General features: G+C 37.6%; 24 protein-coding genes and 1 pseudogene. 6 read left to right on the top strand and 19 right to left on the bottom strand.

The window, feature by feature from the left end; all coding sequences use genetic code 11:
* Positions 1 to 36: 36 nt before the first annotated feature.
* From ACSVDH_RS14055 to ACSVDH_RS14015, 9 genes are all read right to left on the bottom strand, one after another.
* Positions 37 to 378 (bottom strand): DUF485 domain-containing protein, encoded by a 342-nt coding sequence (locus ACSVDH_RS14055; RefSeq protein WP_299088682.1) that lies wholly within the window; start codon positions 376 to 378, stop codon positions 37 to 39.
* A 196-nt stretch (positions 379 to 574) separates the two neighbouring features.
* On the bottom strand, positions 575 to 1303 hold the full coding sequence (locus ACSVDH_RS14050; RefSeq protein WP_299088680.1) for a LytR/AlgR family response regulator transcription factor: 729 nt from the start codon (positions 1301 to 1303) through the stop codon (positions 575 to 577).
* Positions 1300 to 3057 carry a LytS/YhcK type 5TM receptor domain-containing protein gene (locus ACSVDH_RS14045; RefSeq protein WP_439252082.1) on the bottom strand — a complete coding sequence of 586 codons (1758 nt, stop codon included), beginning with the start codon at positions 3055 to 3057 and terminating at the stop codon, positions 1300 to 1302. Before ACSVDH_RS14045 ends, ACSVDH_RS14050 begins: the two co-directional genes overlap by 4 nt.
* Before the next feature lie 38 nt (positions 3058 to 3095).
* Positions 3096 to 4607, bottom strand: coding sequence for a solute symporter family protein (locus ACSVDH_RS14040; RefSeq protein ID WP_439252083.1), 1512 nt, complete (start codon positions 4605 to 4607; stop codon positions 3096 to 3098).
* A gap of 108 nt (positions 4608 to 4715) precedes the next feature.
* The gene (locus ACSVDH_RS14035; protein WP_439252084.1) at positions 4716 to 5498 is read right to left on the bottom strand and encodes an ABC transporter permease; all 783 of its coding nucleotides are present in this window, start codon (positions 5496 to 5498) and stop codon (positions 4716 to 4718) included.
* Positions 5491 to 6123 (bottom strand): ABC transporter ATP-binding protein, encoded by a 633-nt coding sequence (locus ACSVDH_RS14030; protein ID WP_439252085.1) that lies wholly within the window; start codon positions 6121 to 6123, stop codon positions 5491 to 5493. The genes ACSVDH_RS14035 and ACSVDH_RS14030 overlap by 8 nt, the downstream gene beginning before the upstream one ends.
* Positions 6124 to 6250: 127 nt before the next feature.
* Positions 6251 to 7144, bottom strand: coding sequence for a glycine betaine ABC transporter substrate-binding protein (locus tag ACSVDH_RS14025; RefSeq protein ID WP_439252086.1), 894 nt, complete (start codon positions 7142 to 7144; stop codon positions 6251 to 6253).
* Positions 7144 to 7992, bottom strand: coding sequence for an ABC transporter permease (locus ACSVDH_RS14020; RefSeq protein WP_299088669.1), 849 nt, complete (start codon positions 7990 to 7992; stop codon positions 7144 to 7146). Before ACSVDH_RS14020 ends, ACSVDH_RS14025 begins: the two co-directional genes overlap by 1 nt.
* Position 7993: 1 nt before the next feature.
* The gene (locus ACSVDH_RS14015; protein WP_439252087.1) at positions 7994 to 9247 is read right to left on the bottom strand and encodes a quaternary amine ABC transporter ATP-binding protein; all 1254 of its coding nucleotides are present in this window, start codon (positions 9245 to 9247) and stop codon (positions 7994 to 7996) included.
* A 299-nt stretch (positions 9248 to 9546) separates the two neighbouring features.
* Here ACSVDH_RS14015 and ACSVDH_RS14010 point away from each other — a divergent pair, with 299 nt between their 5' ends.
* The gene (locus ACSVDH_RS14010) at positions 9547 to 10095 is read left to right on the top strand and encodes a GbsR/MarR family transcriptional regulator (protein WP_439252088.1); all 549 of its coding nucleotides are present in this window, start codon (positions 9547 to 9549) and stop codon (positions 10093 to 10095) included.
* Between the two features lie 214 nt (positions 10096 to 10309).
* On the opposite strand, the gene ACSVDH_RS14005 is transcribed toward ACSVDH_RS14010, so the two are convergent.
* Together ACSVDH_RS14005 and pdxR are read right to left on the bottom strand one after the other, a co-directional pair.
* Positions 10310 to 10828, bottom strand: a complete 519-nt coding sequence (locus ACSVDH_RS14005) for a hypothetical protein (RefSeq protein WP_439252089.1) — start codon at positions 10826 to 10828, stop codon at positions 10310 to 10312.
* A 427-nt stretch (positions 10829 to 11255) separates the two neighbouring features.
* Complete coding sequence (gene pdxR, locus ACSVDH_RS14000; RefSeq protein ID WP_439252090.1) at positions 11256 to 12650, bottom strand: MocR-like pyridoxine biosynthesis transcription factor PdxR; 1395 nt, start codon at positions 12648 to 12650, stop codon at positions 11256 to 11258.
* 109 nt (positions 12651 to 12759) lie between these two features.
* Between pdxR and ACSVDH_RS13995 the strand changes: the two genes are divergently transcribed.
* Together ACSVDH_RS13995 and ACSVDH_RS13990 are read left to right on the top strand one after the other, a co-directional pair.
* On the top strand, positions 12760 to 13305 hold the full coding sequence (locus tag ACSVDH_RS13995; RefSeq protein ID WP_439252091.1) for a pyridoxamine 5'-phosphate oxidase family protein: 546 nt from the start codon (positions 12760 to 12762) through the stop codon (positions 13303 to 13305).
* Between the two features lie 226 nt (positions 13306 to 13531).
* The gene (locus ACSVDH_RS13990) at positions 13532 to 14182 is read left to right on the top strand and encodes a GNAT family N-acetyltransferase (protein WP_439252092.1); all 651 of its coding nucleotides are present in this window, start codon (positions 13532 to 13534) and stop codon (positions 14180 to 14182) included.
* Positions 14183 to 14507: 325 nt separating this feature from the next.
* Here ACSVDH_RS13990 and ACSVDH_RS13985 read toward each other — a convergent pair whose 3' ends face one another.
* The 5 genes from ACSVDH_RS13985 to ACSVDH_RS13965 all read right to left on the bottom strand — a co-directional run bounded on the left by ACSVDH_RS13985 (position 14508) and on the right by ACSVDH_RS13965 (position 19045).
* A complete protein-coding gene (locus ACSVDH_RS13985; protein ID WP_439252093.1) occupies positions 14508 to 15677 on the bottom strand; it encodes an MFS transporter in 1170 nt (389 codons plus the stop codon).
* A 347-nt stretch (positions 15678 to 16024) separates the two neighbouring features.
* Entirely contained in the window at positions 16025 to 17110 is a 1086-nt protein-coding gene (locus tag ACSVDH_RS13980) for a PQQ-dependent sugar dehydrogenase (protein WP_439252094.1), read from the bottom strand.
* A gap of 618 nt (positions 17111 to 17728) precedes the next feature.
* Positions 17729 to 18325, bottom strand: coding sequence for a M15 family metallopeptidase (locus ACSVDH_RS13975; protein ID WP_439252095.1), 597 nt, complete (start codon positions 18323 to 18325; stop codon positions 17729 to 17731).
* A 277-nt stretch (positions 18326 to 18602) separates the two neighbouring features.
* Complete coding sequence (locus tag ACSVDH_RS13970) at positions 18603 to 18785, bottom strand: aspartyl-phosphate phosphatase Spo0E family protein (protein WP_439252096.1); 183 nt, start codon at positions 18783 to 18785, stop codon at positions 18603 to 18605.
* 62 nt (positions 18786 to 18847) lie between these two features.
* Positions 18848 to 19045 carry a DUF2187 family protein gene (locus ACSVDH_RS13965; RefSeq protein WP_439252097.1) on the bottom strand — a complete coding sequence of 66 codons (198 nt, stop codon included), beginning with the start codon at positions 19043 to 19045 and terminating at the stop codon, positions 18848 to 18850.
* 727 nt (positions 19046 to 19772) lie between these two features.
* Between ACSVDH_RS13965 and ACSVDH_RS13960 the strand changes: the two are divergent.
* The 3 genes and pseudogenes from ACSVDH_RS13960 (at position 19773) to ACSVDH_RS13950 (ending at position 22483) form a co-directional block, all read left to right on the top strand.
* Positions 19773 to 20522: pseudogene (locus ACSVDH_RS13960) on the top strand (SDR family oxidoreductase).
* A 136-nt stretch (positions 20523 to 20658) separates the two neighbouring features.
* Positions 20659 to 21228 (top strand): cyclophilin-like fold protein, encoded by a 570-nt coding sequence (locus ACSVDH_RS13955; protein ID WP_439252098.1) that lies wholly within the window; start codon positions 20659 to 20661, stop codon positions 21226 to 21228.
* 85 nt (positions 21229 to 21313) lie between these two features.
* Entirely contained in the window at positions 21314 to 22483 is a 1170-nt protein-coding gene (locus ACSVDH_RS13950; RefSeq protein ID WP_439252099.1) for an MFS transporter, read from the top strand.
* A gap of 213 nt (positions 22484 to 22696) precedes the next feature.
* Here the strand turns inward: ACSVDH_RS13950 and ACSVDH_RS13945 are convergent, their stop codons facing one another.
* The 3 genes from ACSVDH_RS13945 to ACSVDH_RS13935 form a co-directional block, all read right to left on the bottom strand.
* Positions 22697 to 23383 (bottom strand): DUF4405 domain-containing protein, encoded by a 687-nt coding sequence (locus ACSVDH_RS13945; protein ID WP_439252100.1) that lies wholly within the window; start codon positions 23381 to 23383, stop codon positions 22697 to 22699.
* A 53-nt stretch (positions 23384 to 23436) separates the two neighbouring features.
* Positions 23437 to 24162: a cytochrome P460 family protein gene (locus tag ACSVDH_RS13940; protein ID WP_439252101.1), complete on the bottom strand. Its 726-nt coding sequence runs from the start codon at positions 24160 to 24162 to the stop codon at positions 23437 to 23439.
* A 417-nt stretch (positions 24163 to 24579) separates the two neighbouring features.
* A complete protein-coding gene (locus ACSVDH_RS13935) occupies positions 24580 to 25713 on the bottom strand; it encodes a CAP domain-containing protein (RefSeq protein ID WP_439252102.1) in 1134 nt (377 codons plus the stop codon).
* Positions 25714 to 25936: the final 223 nt, after the last annotated feature.

Genomic DNA, 25936 nt, shown 5'->3' with positions numbered 1-25936 from the left:
AGTACTTAACTTTATTTCTAATTGAACTTAAAGCTTTTATTTTGCTTCTTCAATTATTTCATTAACCATTTCATCAAATTTTGCCGCTCGCTTTGAATAAAGAATACATAATGCCCACGTCATAATAAATTGAGCAAACGCAAATACCCACGCCCAGCTAACCGAACCAAATGCAGGTTGATTTAGTACGGTAGAATAAGCTGTCATTATAGGCAATGTAAAATAAAAGGCTAAATAGAATAAGGACATTGGCAGAATAAAATTGCGTTTTTTCCGAAGCAGTTCCTTGAATTTTGCAGATTGGGCGATTTTTGAATAATCAATAGAGGTTTGTGATCGTTCCATTTGTTGTTTTAATGAATTTTCATTCATGCTCATAAAAAACTCCCCCTTAAATGGTGAAATAGATAAAATTAACCTCCTTTCATAACTATATCCTGTAAGCGGTTACAAACAGTATAAGATCAAATTGTAATCAATTGTTAAAATATTCGTAAAATGTTCACAATGATGTCTCAATTGCAGAAAACTGTGTTCGAAATGCCTATTCCCCTATTCAACATGCACCAGCTTTTCAATCCTGTAACAGATCAAAAAGCTGCTTCGCTGCTGAACGACTTACCGGAATTTTTGTTTGGTCAATATTTTTTAGAATGATATTATATGCCCCGTTAAACCAAGGGACGATTTCATCGATATAATCAAGGTTTACTAAATAACTGCGATGTGAACGGAAAAAAGCGGGCGGCAGCTTTTCTTCCAGTTCCTGAAGTGTCATTTTCGTTTGAATGAGCCCTTTATCTGTATGTATGTCAACGAGCCGTTCTGAGCGGACAGCATAATATATGGACTGTGGTGTTAAGACAACAACCTTTTCCCCATTATCAATTAACAGCTTTGAAGAGTTACTGTTCTTTCGTTCAGGCTGCACCATTTGCTTTTGAACACGTGATAATGCTTCCCTAAACCTTTCAACATCATAGGGTTTTAGAAGGTAATCCACCGCTTCTAGATTAAATGCTTCAACAGCATATTCATCATATGCAGTTGTAAAGATTAAATATGGCTTACTCTTTCCATTTGAGAGCTTCCTAAGCTGTTTTGCCGCTTCAATTCCAGATAAAGATGGCATGTTGATATCAAGAATGACAAGATCTGGTTTATATTGTTCGTATAACTCAATAAGCTGTTGCCCATTTTCCGCACTAGGGCATAGAATAAACTCTTCTTCCTGTTGAATTAAAAAAGCTAAGTCTTCTCTTGTCAGTCTTTCATCCTCTGCAATCATAACTTTTATTTTCATTTTTTGTCCCTTCCCTTCACGGATATTGATAGAGTAAACGTGATTAGACTACCTCCAGAAGAACGATTTCGAAATTGCAATCGGGCTGTTTCACCAATTATCGTCGTTAGCCGTTGATTAACATTATAAATGGCAATGCCATTTCCTTTTTCACTTTGTACCGGTTTACTACCTAGACAGCTTATCAATGTAGGGGGAAAACCGCTTCCATTGTCTTTTATCTCAATCACCACGGAATTACCCTTTTTCTTCGCTTTTATCCAGATCATTCCGCCTGATGAAACATTTTTTAATCCATGATTAATACAGTTTTCGACTAACGGTTGTAAGGTAAAAGGAGGAATCATTGCCGCTCCTACCCCATTTTCCATATCCACCTCAATGGCTAATTGGTCTGAAAACCTCGCCTTCATAATCTCAATATAGGAATGCAAATAGGTACTTTCTTGATTCAAAGTAATTAATGAAGCTGACGATAATTTCAAACTGCTTCGCAAAATTTGCCCTAATTGTACAATTAACCCTCGTGCTTGCCCTGGATTTTTCTGTATTAATGCCGAAATGACATGGAGTGTATTAAACAAGAAATGGGGATTAACTTGTGCCTGTAAATGTCGTAATTCCGCTTCTTGAACCATTGTTTTCATTTTCTCTGCAGCAACTGCATCCAACTGGTTAGAAATTAATTTTCCTAATCCATGCGCAAAAGCAATCTCAACCGCTCGAATTTGCTGCGATCTTCTAAAAAACAATTGAATCAATCCGGTTACTTCACCTGATTCCCGGATAGGGACGATAATGGCTGCCTGTAAGGGACAATCGGGGTTATTGCATTGTATCTGTTCAGTCCCATAAGCTGCTTGGATTTCACCGGTTTCGATAGCCAATCTAGTGAGTTGAGATCGAATAGGTTGGTTATGATGGTGGTGATCAAAACCTAGTCCTGTATGGGCAAGGACCTTTTCCGTGTCAGTTAGGGCAACAGCAGGAATTTTTAATTCTTCACGCAACAGATCAGCAATCTTCGCTGCCGTTTGAAAATTCAACCCACGCTTTAAAAAAGGTAAAGTTTCCTCCGCAATTTTTAAGGCGCGTTTTGTTTCTAACGCTGCCTCTTGTTCTTTTTCATTTAATGCAATCCGAATCATGGCTGTAAAGATCGCGATGGCTACACTATTTGTGACAACAAGCGGAATTCCAATTGTATTGACCAGCTCAATTGTTTCCTCAGGTGTTGATGTAAATATCAATAAAAAAGCCATATGCAAAATCGGAGCAAACATTCCAATAAATAATGCTTTTTCCGAGGCGATGACCCGTTCATGTGAAAAAAAGCGTGCGGTATAACCAGCGATCAGCCCTGAAAGCATATTTGCCAGACAAACAGCAAGTACATGCTCTCCCCCTAACAAATAACAATAAACGGCAACAATAGATCCTGCACCAAGCCCTACATATGGACCTCCAAACAAACCGGAAATGACAATCGCTACCAAGGATGACCCGACAAGCATTTCGCCCTCAGCAAGCTGTAACACCCATATATGTGAAGTAATCTGTCCATCCGCTATCTTTACACCCGCTTGAGCCCCTGCAATCGCTAAAATACCAAAAATAATAGAATGATAGATGGTTGTTTTAACAGAAAGCTCACGATCCAATAGATAGCGGAAAGAAGGAATCCGCGTCAGCATAAAAGCAAAAATCAACAACATGCCAATTCGTTCAAATAATATAATCGTTAAATCCCCCAAGTTGTCACCTGCTCTCATTTCCTAATTCCCGTTTTCCCCTATCGTTTCACCCCAGTTTGTGCTTGTACAACAAGTTTAGTAAACATCTCTTCATCTACCCCCTTTTTAGAAAAAAGGGTTCCTAAAATTGCTCCCAAAAAGCCGCAAGGAATAGCGATGATACCAGGATTTTCTAGAGGGATAAGCATTTTATTTCCTAAAAGTTCCATTTGCGGACCAAGTAAAACAACTAGCAATGAACCTGATAAACCGGAAAGAACGCCTACAATTGCTCCAGTCGAATTAAAACGCTTCCAATATAATGTGAATAGTAATAGTGGAAGATTTGTAGCCGCTGCTATGGCAAATGTGAAGGATACAAGATAGGTAACATTACTTTCTTTTAGACTAAGAGAAAGAATGATAGACAATAACCCAACACATACAGCAGCAAGCTTAGCAACCTGCATTTGCTGCCTTTCTGTTGCCTTCCCCTTTCGCAGCACATGATGATAAATATCATGGGTAAAGGATGAAGTTGCAGCGGTGACAAGTCCTGTTACGACAGCTAAGATGGTGGCAAATGCGATTGCTGATATAAACGCAACGAGGAAATCACCTCCAAGTACGGACGATAATAACAATGCAGAAAGATTTCCTGTAGCATCGACTTCAATCAATCTTTCCCAGCCGACAAGAGCGACCGCTCCAATGCCTAAAACTAGCATGATACAATAGAACAGGCCGATAATCCATGTCGATGTAATAATCGATTTCCGAACAGCTCTTGCATCCTTGACAGTAAAAACACGGACTAAAATATGCGGCAACCCAGCCGTTCCAAGAATTAATGTGAGATTGAGAGACAGCATTTCTGAAGCATCCTTAAATAGGTTGCCAGGAGAAAAAAACTGCTCCCCATACGGTGTATTTTCCTTTACAAGGTGGAATAATTGGAGAATATTCCAGTCAAAACGAGCCATTATCATTAATGTCATCAAAAAAGTCCCTGACAATAAGAGAACCGTTTTAATAATTTGAACCCATGAAGCAGAAACCATACCGCCAAAAATGACATACAATGTCATCAAGCTGCCGATCACCCATACGGAAGAGCTATAATTCATTCCCAGCATTAAATGAACGAGAAGCCCAGCTGCAACAATCTGTGGAATAATATATAAAACGGAAATCATAATGGTACTAAAACCTAATAGCAAACGAATTCGTTGTTCCGGGAATCTCGAAAAAATGACATCCCCAAGTGTAAAGGTACCGAGATTGCGAATCGGCTCGGCAATAACAAATAAAAGCAGGAAAAAGGAGGCAAGAAAGCCAATCGAGTAAAAAAATCCGTCGAAACCATACAAGGCAACAGCTCCTGTAATCCCAAGAAATGAGGCCGCACTCATAAAGTCTCCCGCAATTGCCAGCCCATTTTGAAAACCGGTTAAACTGTGTGATACAGAATAAAATTGCTGTGTTGTTGTGACTCTTTTTGCAGCCCAATATGTAATAATTAACGTTCCTGAAAGTATGAACAGAAAAAAGATAAAATTAGAAAGATTCATACTCTGCTCCTTAAATTTCGGCTTCTAAGCATGATGCTTAGTTTAGTTATATCAAGACTGTCTACCCTAGGCAATTATTTTTTATGTTCCGATGATAAGAGACAAACATCAAGCATCAAACTGGTCCCGTTCATTAAAAAACGTTCGATACCCAAAATGGGTAAAGATCATAACCGTTAACGCCACACTGCCGGTAATCCCTAATAAAACGGCGATCTGATACTCAATGGCGATTAGCGGACTAATACCCGCTAAGATTTGCCCTGTCATCATCCCTGGTAAAAACACAATTCCCATTCCTACTAAACTATTAATGGACGGCAAGATCGCTGAATCAAATGCTGAGTTGACAACTGATTTCGTTGCTGCTTCCGGTGTTGCCCCAAGCATAAGCGCTCCTTCAATAAGATGTTTTTCCCTTTGGATCCCTTCAATTAAATTCTTTACCCCCAATGTAATGCCTGTCATCGAGTTTCCGATAATCATCCCTGCAATTGGAATAAGATATTGTGGTTCATACCATGGCTGAAAATGGATCACAACAAAATTAAAATAAAGCAAGGTTACGATTGAACCTGCTGCCATCGAAATGGCGATGATCTGCTTTAGGTTCCTGCTTATTGGAATTGCTACTTGTTTATATGTATTGTAAACAGCAAACCATAGCATCAAGAAAATGATAAGCGTAATAAGAAATGGATTTGGTTGTTCAATTATGTAAGTTAAAATATAGCCTACTAAAATTAATTGAATCGTCATTCTTGCTGTTGAGACGATAATTTGTTTTTCTCGTTTTAAGCCGCGCCATTTTACAAAAACAATTAATAACAATATAAATAGATAACCGGCAACTAACCGCCAAAATTCTATATCTTTTATGACATTACTCATCTTGTTCCCCTGCTCTTTTCTCTAGTTTAATGATATTCTCACCATATTTTGCTGCAAGCTTTTGGGAATGTGTAATCATGACGACTGTTTTCCCTTTTTCTTTGAGCGTACTGATAAAACGATTCATCACAAGCTCCTCTGTTTCCGCATCAAGCGCTGAGGTTGGTTCATCAAGCAAATATACTTCAGGGTCCATAAGCAATACTCTCGCTAAAGCAAGCCGCTGTTTTTCCCCTCCAGAGAGCCTTTCAGCATCCTCATCCAATTTTTTATGTAAATGCACAAGCTCTAACGCGCGGCTCAGCTCATCATCTTCTTTAAGCCTTTTTTCAGCAAAAGCCAGTCCCTTGTTTAGATTATCACGAATCGCCCCTGGAAAAATCGTCGGCTGCTGCGCGAGCATCACCACTTTCCTCCGGTGTTGAACCGGGTCGATGTCTTTTACATGTTGATCTTGAAAAAAGATATCACCTCGGTCAGGTGATAACATGAGATTTAGCATTTTTAAGAAGGTAGATTTCCCTGCCCCGCTTTCTCCAACAAGACAAGTGATTGTCTTTGCCGGGATTTCCATTTTGCTTATCTGTAATATATTTTTATAGATTAGGCCTTCGATGACAAACATAAGTTCCTCTCCTTAATTTAGTCTATATTTATATTGCTTTATCTCTCTTTTTTTGTAAATGGAAAACACTTTTAAATACAAAAATACCCACGCTTTTACTCATTGCGTGGGTATTTTCGTATTTACCTTATTCTTTTAAATCCTCAATAGAATCAATGTCCATGTATTTGGGAACAACCAATCCGGTTTTCGCACCTTCAAGATTGGCACCTAAATCCTCAAATTTGCCTTCATATTTTTCATATTGGTCAGCATGTGTTAATGGCAGCCAGCCAGCTACATGTGCATCAATACTGCCATCAGCAACACCTGCCCACATTGGACCAGCTTCCACCTGACTGATTGTTACATTATAGCCTAAATCTTTAAGGACCTTTGAAATGACATTTGTACTTGCAATTTCACTATCCCAAGAAACATATCCTAATTTTACTTCTTCGCCATTACCAGGCTGCGCATCTTTCGTCCATTCCGCTACTTTATCAGCATTATCTTCCACCCATGCTGCAGCAGCTTCTTCTGGTGATGTGCCGTCCTGGATCGCACTCATTACAACACCCATATCATCTGGCGTCCAATGGAATTGATCCAACACTTTATGAACACCTGGCAGATCTTCAGCTAATCCGTTACGTGCGATTGAGTGAATATCTTCAGCTTCACCATATGCACCTTTCGGATCTTCCAAATATTTTAAATCAAATTTTGAAAACATCCAATGTGGTGTCCAGCCGGTGATGATAATCGGCTCTTCATCATCATAAGCTTTTTTTAGCGCTGCTGTCATCGCTGCACCTGAGCCCTCAACAAGCTCCCATTCTGATAGCCCATACTCCTCAATTGCAGCTGAGGTAGCTTTCATGATACCTGCACCTGGGTCAATACCTGTGATTTTGTAATCGACCGTATCTCCAACAGACGCAGAATCTGCCTGACCACTGCTTTCCTCTCCGCTGCTGCATGCTGCTAATCCGAACGTTAATCCTAATGCTATTGTAAGTTTTGATATTTTTGTAAACATTAAGCTGTTCCCCCTTTTTTCGATTTTCCTATATTTTGAGTTAACCGATCTAAGATAATCGCAATGATTACGATTGCTAAACCAGCCTCAAACCCTGTTCCTGTTTGCAGCTGTGTAACTGCGCGGTAAACATCCGCTCCCAAACCAGGTGCACCGACCATTGATGCGATGACAACCATAGATAAGGCAAGCATGATGCTTTGGTTAATCCCGGCCATGATTGTCGGCAGGGCCAATGGTAATTGAACCTTCAGTAATTTTTGTCCTGTTGTTGAACCGAATGCTTGTGTTGCCTCGATTAAATCCTCCGGTACTTGTTTAATCCCTAAAATCGTTAAACGAATTGTTGGCGGCATCGCAAAAATAACTGAAGCCACAACCCCTGGGACGACACCAATATTGAAGAAAAAGATGGCAGGTAATAAATAAACAAAGGCAGGCATCGTTTGCATAAAGTCAAGAATTGGCGTAACAATTTTGCCAACTGTTTCACTTTGCGATGCCCAAATTCCAATCGGAATACCCAGAATAATAGAAATAGCAACAGACGTAATGACAAGAGCAATTGTGTCAATCATGTTTTCCCAGTATCCTAAATTATTGATGAGAAATAACCCGATAAGTGTAAATAAGGCAATCTTCCAATTACAAACCTTCCAGGCTAGTAAACTAACCAAAATAATGATAATAATTGCAGGAATAAAGCCTAAACCTACTACAATTCCTTCTACAAAGCCTTCCAATCCAGTTGCAATTCCTTCAAAGAATGGTTCGAAATGATCAACAAGCCATTCAATCAATAAATCAATCCAACTGGCTAACGGTAATTTCGGGAATAATTCTTCCATATTAACGTACCTCCCTTTCTTTATTTACAGGGAGCTCTTGATGTGATGTTCCATTTATATAGGCATCATTACCAGCCAATGCTCCAATAACAGCACCTCTAATTACGATTCCCTTCAGTCGATTTTCTTGATCGACAACGGCCACAGGGATTTCTGCTGTTGAAACATCATCAAATAGATCTGTTAACAATGTATCTGGGTGGACAGTTGTTACATCTTTAATCAATACATCAGCTAATGAAAGGTTCATTTCAATCGCCCTTTTCGCTTCAGCTGCTGTTATGGCTCCTAGCAGCTTCTTTTGCTTATCAACAAGATAAACAGTCGATATTCCGTTATCCTTCATCACTTTGAGTGCTACCCTTGCCCCTCTTTCAAGCTGAACGGTTTCTGCTCGCTTCATGACATGACCTGCTGTTAACACTTTTGATAAATCCACATCTTCTACAAATCGTTCAACATAATCATTTGATGGATTCATCAATATTTCCTCTGGTGTACCGATTTGAACAATATTTCCATCCTTCATTAAGGCAATTCGGTCACCAATGCGCAATGCCTCATCTAGATCATGCGTGATGAATATAATCGTTTTTTCCATAGTCGACTGAAGGTCTAATAATTCATCCTGCATATCTTTTCTTATTAGCGGATCGAGTGCACTAAAAGCTTCATCCATTAACAAAATATCAGGATCATTTGCTAACGCTCGTGCCAGACCAACCCTTTGCTGCATGCCGCCGCTAAGCTGACTCGGCAATTGATGCTCATACCCTTCAAGCCCAACAAGCTTAAGGGCTTCTAAAGCTTTTTGCTTACGACTTTCTTTATCTACGCCTTGAATTTCCAATCCGTATTCCGTATTAGCGAGAACGGTGCGATGAGGAAAAAGAGCAAAACGCTGGAAAACCATGCTTAGTTTTTTTCTCCGCACATTTCTTAGCTCTTCCTTGTTCATTGCGACGATATCCTCACCGTCAATGAATACTTGACCGCTCGTTGGTTCAATCAATCGATTAAACATCCGAACAAGCGTAGATTTACCGCTCCCGGATAGTCCCATAATCACGAAGATCTCTCCGGGATAAACTTCAAAATTAGCTCGATTTACACCGACTGTTGAGCCTGTTTCTTTCAAAATTTCTTGCTTTGTTTTGCCTTGTTTGAGGAGCTGTGCCGCTTTTTTGGTGTTTTTGCCAAAAATTTTCGACACGTCTCGTATGGCGATTTTAGCCGTTTCATCTTTCTTATTCATTTTTTCACCTCTAGTTAACTCTTTAAATACGCGACTTTCAATCTATATAATTTTATCCTTCCCTTCTATGAATTAGTCGTCACGAACACTCTGCCTTATTAATTATAGAAATAGTACAATTTGATTACAAAGCGCAAATAGCCGCATATACCTCCGTAAACTTTGTACAGAAAAAACTGTACGTACTTTATATACTGTATTCTTACAATTCCTCCATATTCCTTTTACTTCATCTCCTTTACTTTCAAATTGGAAATAGGTACTCTGTATATATAACTGCTTATAGGATGTGAAAGGCTTTGCAAGGTAAAGACGAACTTGAGAAAGCTCGTGAACGTGTGATAGAAGCAATTTCTCAAAATATGAATTTATATGGTGTGACACCATCTGTAGGCCGATTATGGGGCCTGCTATATTTTCAAAATCAACCGATGACCTTAGATGAGATGAAAATTGAATTAGGTATGAGTAAAACAAGCATGAGTACATCCGTCAGGTCTCTAATGGATTTGCATATGGTCGACAAGGTTTGGAAAAAGGGAAACCGAAAGGATCTGTATGTGGCTGAAGAGGATTGGTATCAGACCTTTATCGATTTTTTTACGATCAAATGGCGTAATGGTGTAACAATAAATGTTTCTGCTATTGAGAAATCGTTGCGTGATCTGCATCTCCTCCTTGAAAAACCTGATCTCTCAGAAGAAATCGTTCATGAAATAAACAGTGATATAAAAAAGCTTCATCAAGCATTGGAATATTACGATTGGTTAAATCGCTTAGTCGATAGCTTTGAAACACATGAAATTTTTAACTTCATCCCAAAAAAACCGCTGGATCACAAAAAATAGCTGCTGTGTGATCCAGCGGTTTTTCTAATTGGGTCTGTTTTATACTTGCCTGTTGCTTTCCGTTTCAGGCACTCTATTTTTAGCAGGTGGTACGAGAGGCCTCATCAAAGATGTTTGATGGATCCACTATGTCTGGATTATTCTCTATATAAGGGCTAAAATCTTTTTGTTTTCTTTTTTTTTGTTGTTGTTTTTCTTTTCGTGCCCTATCGTATTACGAGACAAAGGACGTATCGTCAAATTTTTTATCCGTATCTAGAGATGTAACATATTCATTTCGGTCTTTCATTTCCTTGTCAGACATTCTTACAGGCTCATAAAAGGATTCATATATGCTTCGAATTTCCTGTTTATAAATAGATTCCAACACAAATGGAATAAGCGAGGTATCGTTAATTTCTTTTAATTCCGAAAAAATACGATCCATGACTGGTTTCCCACCTTTACGCAAGTTATATTTACCCCAGTCTTTAATGGCTAATTCTCTTGTTTCGAGATTGTAACGAATCAAATTGTGGTGCTCGATGAACCGTTCCACTAACGAATGAACTCTCTCAATCGAATAACCCAAATCAAAAGCCATTTGCTTTTTCGTAATTCGATAGATTCCAATTTGAGTCGTATGTGGATTCGTAAGAAGATAGAGGTAAAAATACTTATCCTCCGGGGTCATCATTTCTGAAACAATCGGATTCTTCCAAAAATCAGTACGCACCATTCGATATTTTGCCATCTTTATCACTGCCCTTTCTTCTAATAAAATTCTATTCATAGACTATATATAGATAAATGAGGTTAAGAGTAGCGTAGGTTTCATATAAAAATGGAAAATATGAATATTTTGCGAATGAACTACTCTGTGGCCCCATTCAATCCCCATTATAATTTTTCATTGATTAATTACATGTAAGTAAGGAATTTCGTACACGGTATTTTTGCATGAATTATATTGTTAAAAAATAAAAAACGTTCCTTACGAAGTGTAAGAAACGTGATAAAGTACTTTTTTAAATCTTATTCAGAGTGGTGGATCTGGGTCGTCGCGGCGAAATCGATTTAATGTACGTAAGCAGAGGGAAGTTCATAAATGACATACTGCTTGTAACGGTTATTTGGATTTATTGACAAGCAATATGTTTATTACTTACTGTTCTCCCTCTTCATGGGAGGCAGCTAGCGAGTAATCTGACTCCTTTTTCAATTTCTTCAATTGATAATCCACCAAATCCTAACATGATATAGGAATTACCTTCAGTGTTTGGATTATGCCAAAACCTTGACGGGGAATAAACTTTGACACCCTTCTGTAGACCATTTTCGATCAGCTCGGAGGCTGTTACGCCTTTTAGTTTCAATAAGATATGTAAGCCTGACTTTTCTCCAACAATTTTTACTTGAGTGCCCATATATTGTTCAATACTCCTTAGCAAAGCTTGATGTTTTCTTTGATACATCTTGCGCATTCTTCGAATATGTCTTTCGAATTCCCCTTTTTGCATGAACAGGGCCATAGCCCTCTGAATAATAGGAGAGACAGATTGGTTATAAGCCGCGAACTTTTGTGAATATTGATCCATTAGAGAAGGTGGTAATACAATAAAACTTAACCGGGCTGAAGGTAGAAATGATTTAGAAAATGTACCTAAATAAATAACCCTTTCCTGTTCATCCAGGGATTTTAGCGAAGGAATCGGATGTCCCCGGTATCGAAACTCGCCGTCATAATCATCCTCAATAATGTATCCTCCAGTTTGATAAGCCCATTTTAGTAATCGCATTCTTTTCGAAATGGACAAAACCATACCAAATGGAAATTGGTGAGAAGGCGTTACGTATACGGCTTTTGCCCTGCTTGTTTGAATATGCTCTACTGACAATCCATCCTTCTCAAGAGGCACGGGATCAATATAGCATCCCTGGTCTTCTAAAACCGATCGAACTCCACTGTAACCCGGTTCTTCCATAGCCACGGTTTTTTCCCGGAGTGCTAAAAGATGGCAGATCAACGCCATGGAGGCTTGAGTTCCGGCCGTTATAAGAATCTGTTCTGGTGCAGAGCGTACACCTCTGGATTGCAGTAAATAGTTTGATATCTCCCGCCTCAATTCAAATTCACCCTGATTCTCACTATACTGAAATAACCAGTTGTTCTCTTGATCAACTGCATCTGACAGACATTTCTTCCACTGCTTCAAGGGAAATTTGTCAAGATCGACATTTCCATATTCAAAATCCACAAGGACTTTGCTTGAAGGTTTACATTCCAACATAATAGGATGTTCCACCTCAAGTGGATGTAGTAAAGGTTTCTCAATCTCAGCTACCCATATTCCACTTTTAGGGACACTTTCGAGGTATCCCTCTGATTGTAGCTGCTGATATGCTGCCTCAACCGTATTCCGGCTGACCTTTAAATGAGTCGTAAGCTGGCGAATTGATGGCATCTTCATTCCTGGCAAGAGCCTGCCTTCTTCAATTTCCTTCTTAATCCAATGATACAACTGGCTGTATAAAGATTCTGGCAATTCCTTGTTTAAAAATGGGGTAAGTTCCACTGTCAATCCTCCATCTGTCCCTATCAAACTTTTTAATTCTGTCACTTTTATCATGTACAGAAATTTTCTAAAATGATTTTATCATTTATAAAGAAAGATGGGATGAAAAATGCATAAGATCCGCCAAGAAAAAAGGATATGTACAGATGATAAGCGTATTGATCAGTTTTTAAGCCACGCACGGACAGGTTACCTTGGATTAACAGATGAGGAGATTCCTTATGTTGTTCCTTTAAATTTTATCTGGATGAATGAAGCTTTGTATTTTCATGGAGCTGCGCAAGGGAGAAAAATAAATTTGATTCATGCCAATCCTAACTGTTGTTTCACCGTATCTGAAGAATATGGAACCATGGTAAGTCCTATACCCGCCAAGACAGATACTGCTTACATGAGTGTGATGATGTTTGGAGTACTAGAAACGGTAACTGATTTAAAAGAAGCTACCACGGCAATGCAAGCCATGCTAGATAAGTACGTGCCCGGCTATTACGATAAAAGCCTTTCACAATCCCATGTTGAGAAATATCGCTCCTCTCTAGGGAGTCATACAGTTGTTTTTAGACTTACTCCCAGTGTACGAACTGCAAAAGAAAATCAATTGGATCCGCAATTGGCTTTCTACCCAGGCAGGAACGTTAAGATGGATATCTAAAATTTTTTAAAATTTAGTCGTGATTTTTCAAAAAGAAAACGCCTTAAAAATGGTTGTGGACGTGAAGCTTACTGACATTTACTTGTATTGTCACTGGCGATTCATCGGGACAAATACAACTCATAATGTTTATAATAACAACTAAATATATTCAACTCTCTGGAAGAAATGTTAAAAGATGCATTGTAAAACAAACTAAATTATGTAATTTGAAGGGTGTGATACCATGCTAATACCCGTTACGCTTCGTGGTCACTTAGTCTGCTTAGAACCCTTGACGATTGACCACGTTAATGATCTCTGTGCTGCTGCCTCAGAAGATAGGTCAACTTACACCTATACTTATGTTCCAAATGGACAAGAAGATACTAAACGTTACATTGAAATTGCTCTAGCCGACTTTTCGAAAGGTCGTGCGTTGCCATTTGTTGTTCGTCACCTCGACACGGGCCGTATTGTCGGAACAACACGATTTCTTGATTTGGAAGTTTTTTCATGGCCTCCGGGCGTTGCAAGTGGGCTTTCACCCACAGATTTGGCTCCACCAACCGTGGCAGAAATCGGTAGCACTTGGTATGCAGCTTCGTTCTTACGTACTGGTGTTAATACAGAGTGCAAGCTTCTGATGCTTTCCCATGCATTTGATTCGTGGAATACGATCAGAGTCACACTGAAAACTGACGCTCGTAACATACGTTCACGTTCTGCTATACAAAGGCTTGGTGCTACTTTTGAAGGCATTCGCAGGGCGCACCTCCCTGAAAGTGATGGCAGCATTAGGGATACAGCTTATTTTTCAATCATTGCCGAAGAATGGCCTTCGGTGCGTACAAATCTCCAAGATCGGCTTCAAAAAAGGCTTGAAAAATATCACTGAGTAAAGCTAACGAGAATCAGAGTGTAATAAACATAAGCCGGAGCCTCATGGCGAGTAGGTATCCGGCTTTTTTATGTAAAAAAGTGGCTTAACGTGCGAAATCCGCATTTTGTTGGCGGTCCCCCTTGAAGAAGTCAAATAAAAAAAGTCAGTTCCCTTTAAAACGTAGGGAATTTGACTTTTATAGTTTGAAGTTGCGCTTTGTGCATAAAATCCACGTTTCTTAATCCATTTTTTGATATCGTGAAATTTGGAAATGAAAGTAAGTTAATGACCCATTTTTACATGTATCTCGGCTGAACCCCAAATAGACCTCGTTCCGTGATTATATATCTATTGAAAAAGCTGATTCTTTTTTGGCTTCATGTACCTTTTGGGTACTAAGCACAAAACTTACGATTGCTGCAACGCTACAAACATATGGAAGTAAAGAATATCCCCAATTAGATATGACAAAACCTCCAATCATTGAACCAATAGTAATACCAATATACAGAGCCGTATTATTCCATGCCATAACAATTCCTCGTTCTTTTGGATATTCCACAGCTAATCGTGCTTGGTATGATGTAAATCCTGCATACCCAACTAAAGCCCAAATAAAAAGAAAGAAATAAACCCAATCACCAGATGAGAAGAATATCCCTAAACAAATGAGTATTAGAATTAAGAAAATTAGCGTAGCCTTCGAAATTTTCATTTCTCCGAATTTATCTGTTAATTGCCCACTTGTAAGGCTCCCTAAAACAGCACCGACACCATAAAAAGTAACAGCTAATGCGATTTCTGATGATGAGAATTTATTTTTGGAGTAAAGAGCTGCACCTAAATAAACATAAAGGGTATACATTGAAATTGCCCATATGGTAGTAACACTTACAGAACCAAGCATTCTTAGCAGATTTCCTTCTAATAGGTTTCTTGTTGCATCATTTTTAGGAATAGATTCCCATGTGTTAAAATTCACTACCGCCAATATGGCTCCTATGATTGCCATTACAACAAATACTGAGCGCCATCCAAGAAAATGCTCTAATAACGTACCGAATGGCGCTCCTGCCCAAAGTGCCGTTAAGTGTCCTGAGACAACAATCGAAAGCCATGTTCCTCTTCGATTGGGTGGGGCAATATCTCCAATGATTGCGTATATCAAAGGAGTGATTGAAGCAACGGATAAACCAGCTAAAATACGGCTAACAATCATCCATAAAAATGAAGGAGAAAATGCAGTTAGCGTATTAGAAATAGCGAACAGTAATAAGCCAAATGTAATCAATGTTCTCCGTCCTTTTTTATCTGAAAGCCAGCCGAAGAAAGGGGCCGAAAAAGCATATGTAAATGCAAAAACAGTTACCATCCATCCAGTGGTTGATGCACTAACTTTATATGCTTCCGAAATAAACGGTAATAATGGGGATACCACAAATAAATCAGTACCCATTAGAAACAATGTTATCCAACCAACGCTTAAACTTATCCTCCCTTGCAACTTCATATAATCCCCCATATAAAAAATATTTTTACATGTATATTCTATAGGGGGCATTAAAAAGACTTTATGTAAGTTTTAAAGTTTTTTTATTATTTTGTTATACTGCCGTTAATTGAATAACTGAGAGCTTCGATTTACTTTCAAATAATTCCTTCCCTTATTCAAGAATCTGGCCTGTTTGTTGAGCGATATTGCCCCCACTAAGCAGCTTGCCTATATTTCACCGTTTTTTCATGCAAACCCCAGAATAGAAAGACTGTCATCTTCTTATACCGATGACATTTATAACCTTTCTTTTTGAGTAGCTGATTAATGTTTCATTTATGGTAAAGACAGTTCACTCTCTGTAGTTAATCTAATTCTGAAAGTGAAATTCTGTATAGCCTGTCATCATTCTCCTGTGGAGCACCGCGCCCGTCTCTATTATTACTAATGAAATAAAGATCGTTATCCTCAATCCGTACATCTCGAATTCTTCCAAGGCCGTTTATCACTTCACGGTATTCACCTGTTTCAAGGTCAAACTCTAAAACGGCAGATCCTCTTAATGCTGCAACGTATAATTTTCCATTATTATTGTCCATTCCAGATGGTGCCCAAGTTGATTCATCTCCAGATGTGAATAGCGGCGGAACCATCCCATCTTGTTCCTCATGGCCTTCGATAATTGGCCAGCCGTAATTTTGACCGGCTTCTATTCTATTTATTTCATCATTTGCATCGTTTCCGTGCTCACTAGCATATAGCGTTCCGTCAGGCAGCCAGGTTATCCCTTGAGGATTTCGATGGCCATAACTATAGACGTATGAATTCGGAAACGGATTATCGCTTGGAATCGATCCATCCAGATTCATTCTTAGTATTTTTCCAGCTAATGTAGCAGGTTCTTGAGATATACTCCTTTCATATGCATCACCGACTGTTACATAAAGTTTTTCGTCAGGTCCAATTTTAAGTCTTCCTCCATCATGCCAGGAATTACCCGGAATTTTATCGAGAAGCAAGCTCTCTTCCCGCCAAACGTTATCCTCCAAACGAAGTGTGGCAACGCGGTTAAACTGTCCCGAGCTGTCTTCGTAAGTATAATACGCATATGCAAGGTTCGATTCCTGGAAGTCGGGAGCGAGCACAAACCCCATTAACCCATCCTCTGAACCTGTAGAAAGTTCTTTCTCTAGTTCTACGTTTTGCCTTTCTACCTCTCCATTTTCTATTTTCACGATTGTTCCGGGTCTTTCTGTCAGGTAGAATGTATTATCATGTTTTTCTATCGACCAAGGTACGTTAAGATCTCCTGCAATTACTTCTAACTCTTCATTCCCTTGCTTATCAGGAGTATTTTGCTCGTTGTCTATTGAATTTTGTTGTTCATTTGATGAACACCCAACGAGTAAAAGAATGAGCATCATATATATGCCTAAGATTTTTTTTATCATTAGATACATCTCCTATTTGATTTTCTATTCTATTAATCTCATTTCAACCACAGTTTTTCATTTTTTCTTAAGTTTCCAATTCCTTTTATACAGCTAATTAATTGTCATTTTTAGCATATTTTCCCATAATTGATGGACATCCTCCCACGCAACCTCCGTTTGATTTGGATGATACAAATATTGCTCATATATTTCGGTTAGATGGGACATTTCCCCTGTGGAATAAAAAGAATCAATGGGAACAGTGATGTATTCATCTAATATACAACACTATCTAATCCACCTTTTTCAAGGTGGATGTCCAAACCATGAACAATAATCTGCTTTGGCATTAGAGGATGATTTTTGATCAAATAAAAACTATATGCAACTCTTTGTTCTATGGATTGAAACCCTGTAAGCCTATGTAGATAAAACAATTCTGGTATTTTATATTAACTATTCTAAATTAGAAGGAAGTTATAGAAAGATTAGAAAATGATTAGAGTTTTTTCAGAAATCAAAAAAAGGAAGAGCCCTATGTTTTTTGGGTTCTTCCTCCACTGTTTAGATTCTAATCGAATACTAAACTCTTTTTTATTATAATTTCTTCAACTGAACTATTTAAACTAATTGTCTCTAGGGAAGTTTTACAATACTCTCTGTTTTTACTTGGGATATTTTTGGACGTTTTCCTTCTTGCAAATCGTTAATGGTTAAGCCAAAATCCATCTGAAGATGAGGATAATCTTTAAAGCCGTTCCAGTCTCCTCCCCAATGAAAGCCCAGCTCCTTTGCAAATTCTGCAACCTCAAACCAGTCTGATTGACCATTTCCGTTTCCATCATATTCAGTATCCCAAATCACATTACCATTCTCAAGCTGAAGAGCAAAATCGACTGCAAGGCCATAGTTGTGATAGGATTCGCCTCCCTCCAAATGAGTAACTACTTTTCCGGGAGTCCTTCTGCCCTTATCATAAAGCTTGTCTTGCTCCTCAAACGAGCGGTAATCATCTGTGATCAGGATTGTAATCTCTTTTTCTGCTGTTTTTTCTTTTAAAACCTCCACTTTCTTAGCTACAATTGGGTGCAGTGCATTTGGCAAAGTCTCTGCATTTACTTCGTATTCAACCTGATGATCTGATGGGCCAGGATATCCCTTAATGAATAAGAAAGATTGATAGGCGACAAATGCAAAGAGGAATAACAGCAATAATTTTAGTAGTTTCTTCACAAGTTGTTGTCCCACTCCTTCTTAATGCTTTTCGACAAAATCTATTATTATTTTAACGTGAAAAGGACAAGAATTGCACAAATTTTGTCTTCAAAAAGGCAAACTGCCATAAATAAAATGGGTATAGTTAATTCCTTCATATTTAATGGTTTGCACAGTTATCATGAAAGAAATCGAAAAGGTGCAAAGATTTCACTAGTTTTAAAATGTTTATAGTTTCTCGTTTAGATTCAGCTTGGACACATTTTAGCCGATTTCCTGTACGTTTGGAAACCGGCTAGTCATGTCGTTTTTTCATTAATGACAAAATGGCAGCATCTAATTCCTCTGATATTCTCAGAGTTTGAGAGTTGGTTAATCCCTTAGTCATTGCCGAGTGTATCAGTTGTTTACGTTTTTGTTCAATTACTATGTTATCTTCATTTTGAGGAATTATAATGTAGGATTCTGCTTTTTTCACAATTTCTCATCCTTCTGAAGTTAGGCAATAAAAAGTTCTATCCTTCTAATTTATGTCACCTTTTAATGCACCTGATTCGTGATTATTTCATAATTACTATGGTGGACAACCGTTAAAGTACTAGGTGATTCGATTTTATCAGCATCTTCCTCGCTTATTTCTATAATGGCAGAGCGGTCTAATACTTTAATGATTATTCCCTTGACTTTAGTATTATTTCTTACAAATGAAACTTCTAATCCCACAAGAAATTTACCCATTTTCTTCATCTTCTTTCTATTCATTTATTTTATTAGTTTTAAATCGCTCCAGATATAAGGAGTTCTGTTTTTTGTTTTATTCTATTTATTCTTACAAAGATGGCTCATTCTTCTGACTTATTGGTATTAGAAATGCTCCACCATTTGTTTTCGCATGCTTTTAGACAAACCCCCTTTTCTTTAATCTGATTCCATCTTAACGATGCCAAATTAGAGCAAAATAACAGAAAGATTAGAAATTAATTAGAATTCTTTTCGAGGTGATGAAAGAAATTATAGTTAAAATGGAAATCATCATAAGTAAGTTAATATTAGGAGAAACTCGTAAAGAAAACTCGCAGACTGGCGAGCCTAAAAAGGCGAAGACAGAGGTGCAGTTGCGCTGATACTTTATACTTAAAATTGTCCACTACGTCGAATTCCCTTCTTTTCTGCCACTTTATGCTTTCTTAATGTGAAAAAAAGCCTTTGCTTCGTTGAGAAAAGACTTTTAAAGATCATTTACCAGTTTTATTTCCTTAAGATAATCAACAATTTTAATTGATATGTTTAATAATCAACGAATTGCATTAAGTTAACCATTGTATGCAACCTGTTTCTATTTATAATTATAAACAGTTGTTGGTTAATCAATTAACGATGATTATCTTTGTTGTGCGATGTCAATGACATTAATATAGTGACAAAATATTGTTTTTATAAAAAAAGAGAAAGGATGTTATTTGATATGTCTAATATTCAAGGTAAAGTTGTCATTATTATGGGTGCATCAAGTGGGATTGGTGAAGCTACTACTAAGAAACTTGCACAAGAAGGAGCAAAATTAGTGATCGCTGCTCGTCGAGAGGATCGCTTGAAAGCTCTTGTTGAATCATTGCCAAATGCTGAAATATCATATGCAGTTGCCGACGTATCGAATAAAGAAGAAGTACAAGCGGTTGTAGATTTGGCAATCGAAAAATATGGTCGGGTAGATGTGCTCTACAACAATGCTGGAGTCATGCCGACTGCTCCACTTTCAGAAAAACGATTTGATGAATAGCGTCAAATGTTAGATATTAACATTATGGGTGTTTTGAATGGAATTGCGGCGGTATTACCTATTATGAAGCAACAACAGTCCGGTGGTCACATTATTTCAACAGATTCTGTAGCTGGACATGTTGTTTATCCAGGGTCAGCTGTATACTGTGGGACTAAGTTTGCAGTTAGAGCGATTATGGAGGGATTGCGCCAGGAAGAACGTGAAAATAATATTCGTTCAACTATTGTTTCACCAGGTGCGGTAACAACTGAACTTTATACAACAATTAATACTCCTGAAGATCGAGAATGGGTAAAGAATCTAATGGACTCAGGAGAAGGTTTTTCTTTGAAACCAAGCGATATCGCAGATGCAGTAGCTTATGCGATTAGCACACCTGACACTGTTGCGGTAAGTGAAATCTTGATTCGTCCAACGAAACAAGTTATCTAATAAATGTAACACAGACAATGATCGTAAAAGCTTTCATTTTAAAATGCCTCATCGTTTTGAGGCGTTTTTTACCAATAGTAAGTTCATAGTAATCTTTGTATATGTAACTTATATGCAAATACACTAGGAGGATTTTATGAAGAAGACCGTTCAATGGATATTATTATCACTCATAGTATCTTCAATATTTTTAACAGCTTGCAATAGTATGACCAATGAAGAAAACACAACCAGCAAAGAAGATATGACTAACCATCAAAATAGCAAACAAGGAGTAACAGCTGATGAATCAAACAACGGGGATAGCCAAGATTCTACACTTGATCAAGATGGGCCAGATGCTATGGAAGATATAAGAATAAAATTAACATTTAACAACGAAGAAGTCATTGTCAACATGGATGATAATCCAACAAGTAAGGATTTTTTATCATTACTTCCACTTACATTAACATTTGAAGATTATGCAGGAACGGAAAAAATTAGTTATCCATCAAATAAATTATCTACTGAAGAGGCACCATCAGGAATTGACCCTGCAGTTGGAGACTTCACTTATTATGCTCCATGGGGGAATTTAGCTATATACTATAAGGATTTTGGATATTCAAATGGACTTATTAAACTAGGGGAAATTGAATCTGGCATAGAAAAGCTTGAAAATCTTAACGGTAATTTTACAGTTACAATTGAAAAAGTTGACTAATTGATAAAGGTAAGATAGCTCCTTATAACTCAACTTTACCCAACTAGAAAATGACACTTTCCAGAAAGAAGGAAAAATCTATTTTATGTCTAAACGAAATAATTTACTTATATTTATATTGACCGTAGGGGCTTTCGGCATCATAAATACTGAAATGGGTGTTATAGGGATATTACCCTACATTGCTGATCACTTTCATGTCAGTGTATCAAAAGCAGGGTTGCTGGTGAGTCTTTTTGCCCTTGCTGTTGCTGTATCTGGTCCAACTATGCCGTTATTATTTTCGGGAATAAATCGCAAGAAGGCAATGTTACTTGTACTTGGTATTTTCGTTCTAAGTAACATTGTCTCTATATTTACATCTAACTTTGCCATTGCAATAATTGCGCGTGTGATTCCAGCCATATTTCATCCAATCTATTTTTCAGCAGCCTTTACAATGGCTGCTGACTCAGTTAGCAAGGAAGAAGCTCCTAAAGCTGTTTCAAAAATTTTTATTGGGGTATCTGCGGGTATGGTACTTGGTGTACCAATCGCAAGTTTTCTTGCTAGTGCAGTTTCGTTTGAAATATCAATGGCATTTTTCGCCATCGTGAACGCTATAGTATTTATTGCTACATTAGTATTTTTCCCTTCTATGCCTGTTCAAGAAAGACTTTCTTACGGAGCTCAATTATCGGTATTAAAAAAACCAATTACTTGGCTTTCCATTGTTGCTGTCATTTTACTAAATTCAGCAGTATTTGGAGTGTATAGTTACCTTGCTGAGTATCTTAAAACCGTTACGAATATCTCTGGGAAATCAATTAGTTTAATGTTAGTCATATTCGGAGGGGCAAATATTATTGGAAACATTGTGGCAGGGAAGTTACTTACAAAAGATGCCATCAAATCTGTAGTATCTTTTCCTTTTGCATTGGGAGCCGTTTACATCATATTATTCTTATTAGGACAATTTACATTACCTATGGCGATCATTACTTTAGTTTGGGGAATATTGGCTGGTATAGGAGGTAATATTAATCAATATTGGATTACGTCTGCGGCTCCAGAAGCTCCTGATTTCGCTAATGGATTATTTTTATCATCCGTTAACTTAGGAACAACAATTGGTACAGCTGCAGGAGGATTATTTATTTCAGAATTAGGTACACAATACGTCGTATTAGTGGGATTATTATCACTGGTATTAAGTTTGGCATTTATTATGTTAAGAAACTCCAAGTATACTCCTGCAAAACAACTTTCTAGATAAGGTATTCATTCAACAATCTATAACGCAATAGCAAGAACAAAAATATTTGTTTAAAGCAATTACAGAAAAGCAGCGTTCCGTGTTTTATTACAGGATGCTGCTTTCATTATTAACGCTATGAATACCATATGACCGCCTCATTAATACCATTTAAGCTGACTGGCGCCATGATTAATACATTAATTTAAAATATGCTTCACTATTAAATCTATATCAGTTTTTTTGAACTGCTCTTTTTTCCTGCTTCTGAATAAATTTCAAAGCATAATGTGTTCCTGCAATATAGATTCCCATGATCGATAGGTGGTCAATTAAAAATCTTATAGCGGAATCATCATTGAACCATCCAAATGGATTGTAAATGAATAGCTTAGAACCCATTTCTCCCTCGAAGGAAGAATGCACTCCGTAGGCAACAATTAATACCGCCAAAAGACGTAACGCAATGGTGCGAATACGGCTAGTACCGGTGATTCCCGTCATCCTCCGTACTGAATTGATCATCATTCCCCATGATAATCCTATGTGTATAGCCATGATGATAAATCCCCAATAGGCTGTCTGAACATGTATTTGCCGGAAGATCATGTCATTATTTACCGGTATAAAGGGAAATAGATCACTAGATATTAATATTCCACATATCATCATCATAACCATTGCTACTAGAAAGAGTAGATTAAGTCCGATTTGCAGAATACGCCGGAAATTATGCTTTCCTTTTAAAATCGCTTTATACCAACGTCGATTTAAAAAATTATGGACGATGAATAATACAAGCACCACAACTCCAACGACTTCATGGATCATAGTTCCGGTAATATAGTAAGCCATTGCTATTAACATAAGAACTGTCATAATAAGGTCATTTACCAGCTTGAATAACATCTTTCGATTCAATGCAATCAACTCTTTCTCTTTTATTTAACGATCCTTTAAAGGCAGTACGTTCATTAGCCTTTATATTGCTGTAAATACATCGTCAAAAGAACGTCCTGAACCTTTTTCGCTTTTTCCTCATCATCTATTAAACTACTTTCTTCTTTATTTGCATCCTTAGAGCCATTCATATGTGCAGATATCTCACTAACCTTCCAGTCTCCTGTATGGATAGCAGCAACTGTGGTTTCTGTACTGCTGTTGTTTGATTGTGAAATCTCTCCCAAATCAAACTCTTTCATCTGATCCATCGAATTCATATAGTCATCTCTTTCCTGATTTGCGTGGCAAGAAAAGCAACGACCAATATTATCTGGCCTCACTTCTTTGTCAGGAGTAAATGCTTGGTACTCCCATTCCCCGTTACGTTCTTCCGGCGAATATTGTGAACCCCATCCTGTACGCTTTTCCATCACTAAATATTGATCAAGCTCTCCATTCCTATAACCTACGAGAGTTATAACGGTGCCGCTCGGAAGCTCTTCCCCATTCTGCGCTGCTTCAATCGCTTCCTTATTATTTACATAAATGTCTTCATGAATATCTCCTCGATCATAAGTGGCAAATATAATTCCCTCTTCAAGGTTTTCAGGAAATTTAACAAGATGAGCCCCTGAACCAATCTCAGCGTATTCTTGATTCTGCTCCGAAGTTTCCATCGTTGTATTATCATTGTTGCTGCATGCAGTAAGGGTAAGGGACATCAGCAATGCAAGCATCTGAATTAATCGTGTTTTCATATTATTTCTACCTCCAAGGCGATATATTTTTCCTTTAGATAACTTTATTACAGATTAAGTATTTCAAATTAGAAGGATATTATAGAAAGATTAGAAAATGATTAGAATTTTTGTACATAATCTTAGAAAAACGCAAGGCGCTAATCATTCGGAGACAAGCATAAGGCAAATCGGAATAGAAGGTGTTCTTTACCTTCAATTCCGATTTGCCTAGACCCTAGAGCCGATGGCGCGGAGCTAGACACAAAAAATAAGTTCAAATTTTATCCTTTCTGGTCTTTTAAAAAAGGAAGAGCCCTGTTCTGGACTCTTCCTTTCACTATTTAAATCAAGACCGTATACTCCCTTTACCGTTCCTATTTGACTATATTCCGTTTAATTATAGAGATCTATAATGATTCATCATTTTTTTACATTCTATAGAGGGAAAGCATCACTATAAAAATTTTGCGTATAATAAGGCTGTGATTCGTTATTAAATGCCACTCCTACCCCTAAATATTCATAACTTTCTTCGAGGATGTTTTTTCTGTGTCCTAAGGAATTCATCAGCCCTTCGTGAGCAAAGATGCTGCTGAACTGACCATATGCCAGGTTTTCACCAGCCGTAATAAATCGAACATTGTCTTCCTTCATACGATCAAATGGAGATTGGCCTTGTAAATTGGTATGGTCGAAATATTGATTTTCCGCCATGTCCATACTATGCTCCCGAGCCGTTTCTCTTACATGATCATCCCATGTTAAAATCGGCAAATCGTGATTTACTCTTGAAGCATTTGTTAAATCAAACAATTGATATTCAAAGCCTTCTTTTAATTCCTCGCTTGATTTTGTGTATAGAACATTTTTATTTTTTTCAAGTTCTTCATCGATAAGTTGAATAGCTGTAACCGTATTGTTTTCGTGCTTATCATAAAAAATCGTAACATAGCTGTTATCGAGCTGGAATACATCATATTCTCCATCATTTCTAATCTCATAGTTGATCATACCTTTTCTTATGATTGATTCAGGTGTACCGAGGTGCTCCTGAACCAACTGCTTAGGGCTTTCCAATTTTATGCCTGTTGACGAGGCAATTAAATCTTGATTGGTATAGAGGCCGCGAACGATATTATTTTCATCATAAGCAATCATGATAAAATTTTGGTAGTTTTCATGATAGGCTTCCCAGCTGACTCCATATTCATTTATTGAAATCCGCTTCGGCTTCCCAATTTCCTGCTCAACATCAGCTCTTGCTTGACCTAATTCAATATTATGAATCGAAAACAGTCCATCTTTAGGAACTGTTAATTTTGGTGTTTCAACGTTCGAATCGTTTGATTCTGAAAGAGGATTATTTAACGTCGTAAATAGAGAATTCAATTGCTGATTTAGACTATCAATCACAAAATTGATATCTGGATTTTCTGTTACTGAATCAACGGTAGCAAGGATGGATTCTCTTACAGATGAAGGAACAAATTGTTGAACTGACTCTTCCCATAACGATTTTGACCCATAACCGATTAACACAATGATTACTACTAGAATAAACCGTTTCAAAGCTACACTCTCCAATTCTGAAATTTTTTGAACGAGAATATGGGTTAAGGTGGAAACGTGGTTCTATTAAACCACAGGGTTCTTACTATAAACCGCCAAAAAATGTATATAGATAATTTATATGAAGGAATACTGCTACTTTAATTCTTTTTATTTTAGCGATTGACTGGTCACAAAACAAAGGAAAAGAAATTTGTAAGTTTATACACATTTTATCCGATTT

Source organism: Metabacillus sp. Hm71, from assembly GCF_051842955.2.
Lineage (GTDB): Bacteria > Bacillota > Bacilli > Bacillales > Bacillaceae > Metabacillus.
The sequence above is the reverse complement of the archived record's forward strand: the minus strand, read 5'-3'. Positions and strand labels throughout refer to the sequence as shown.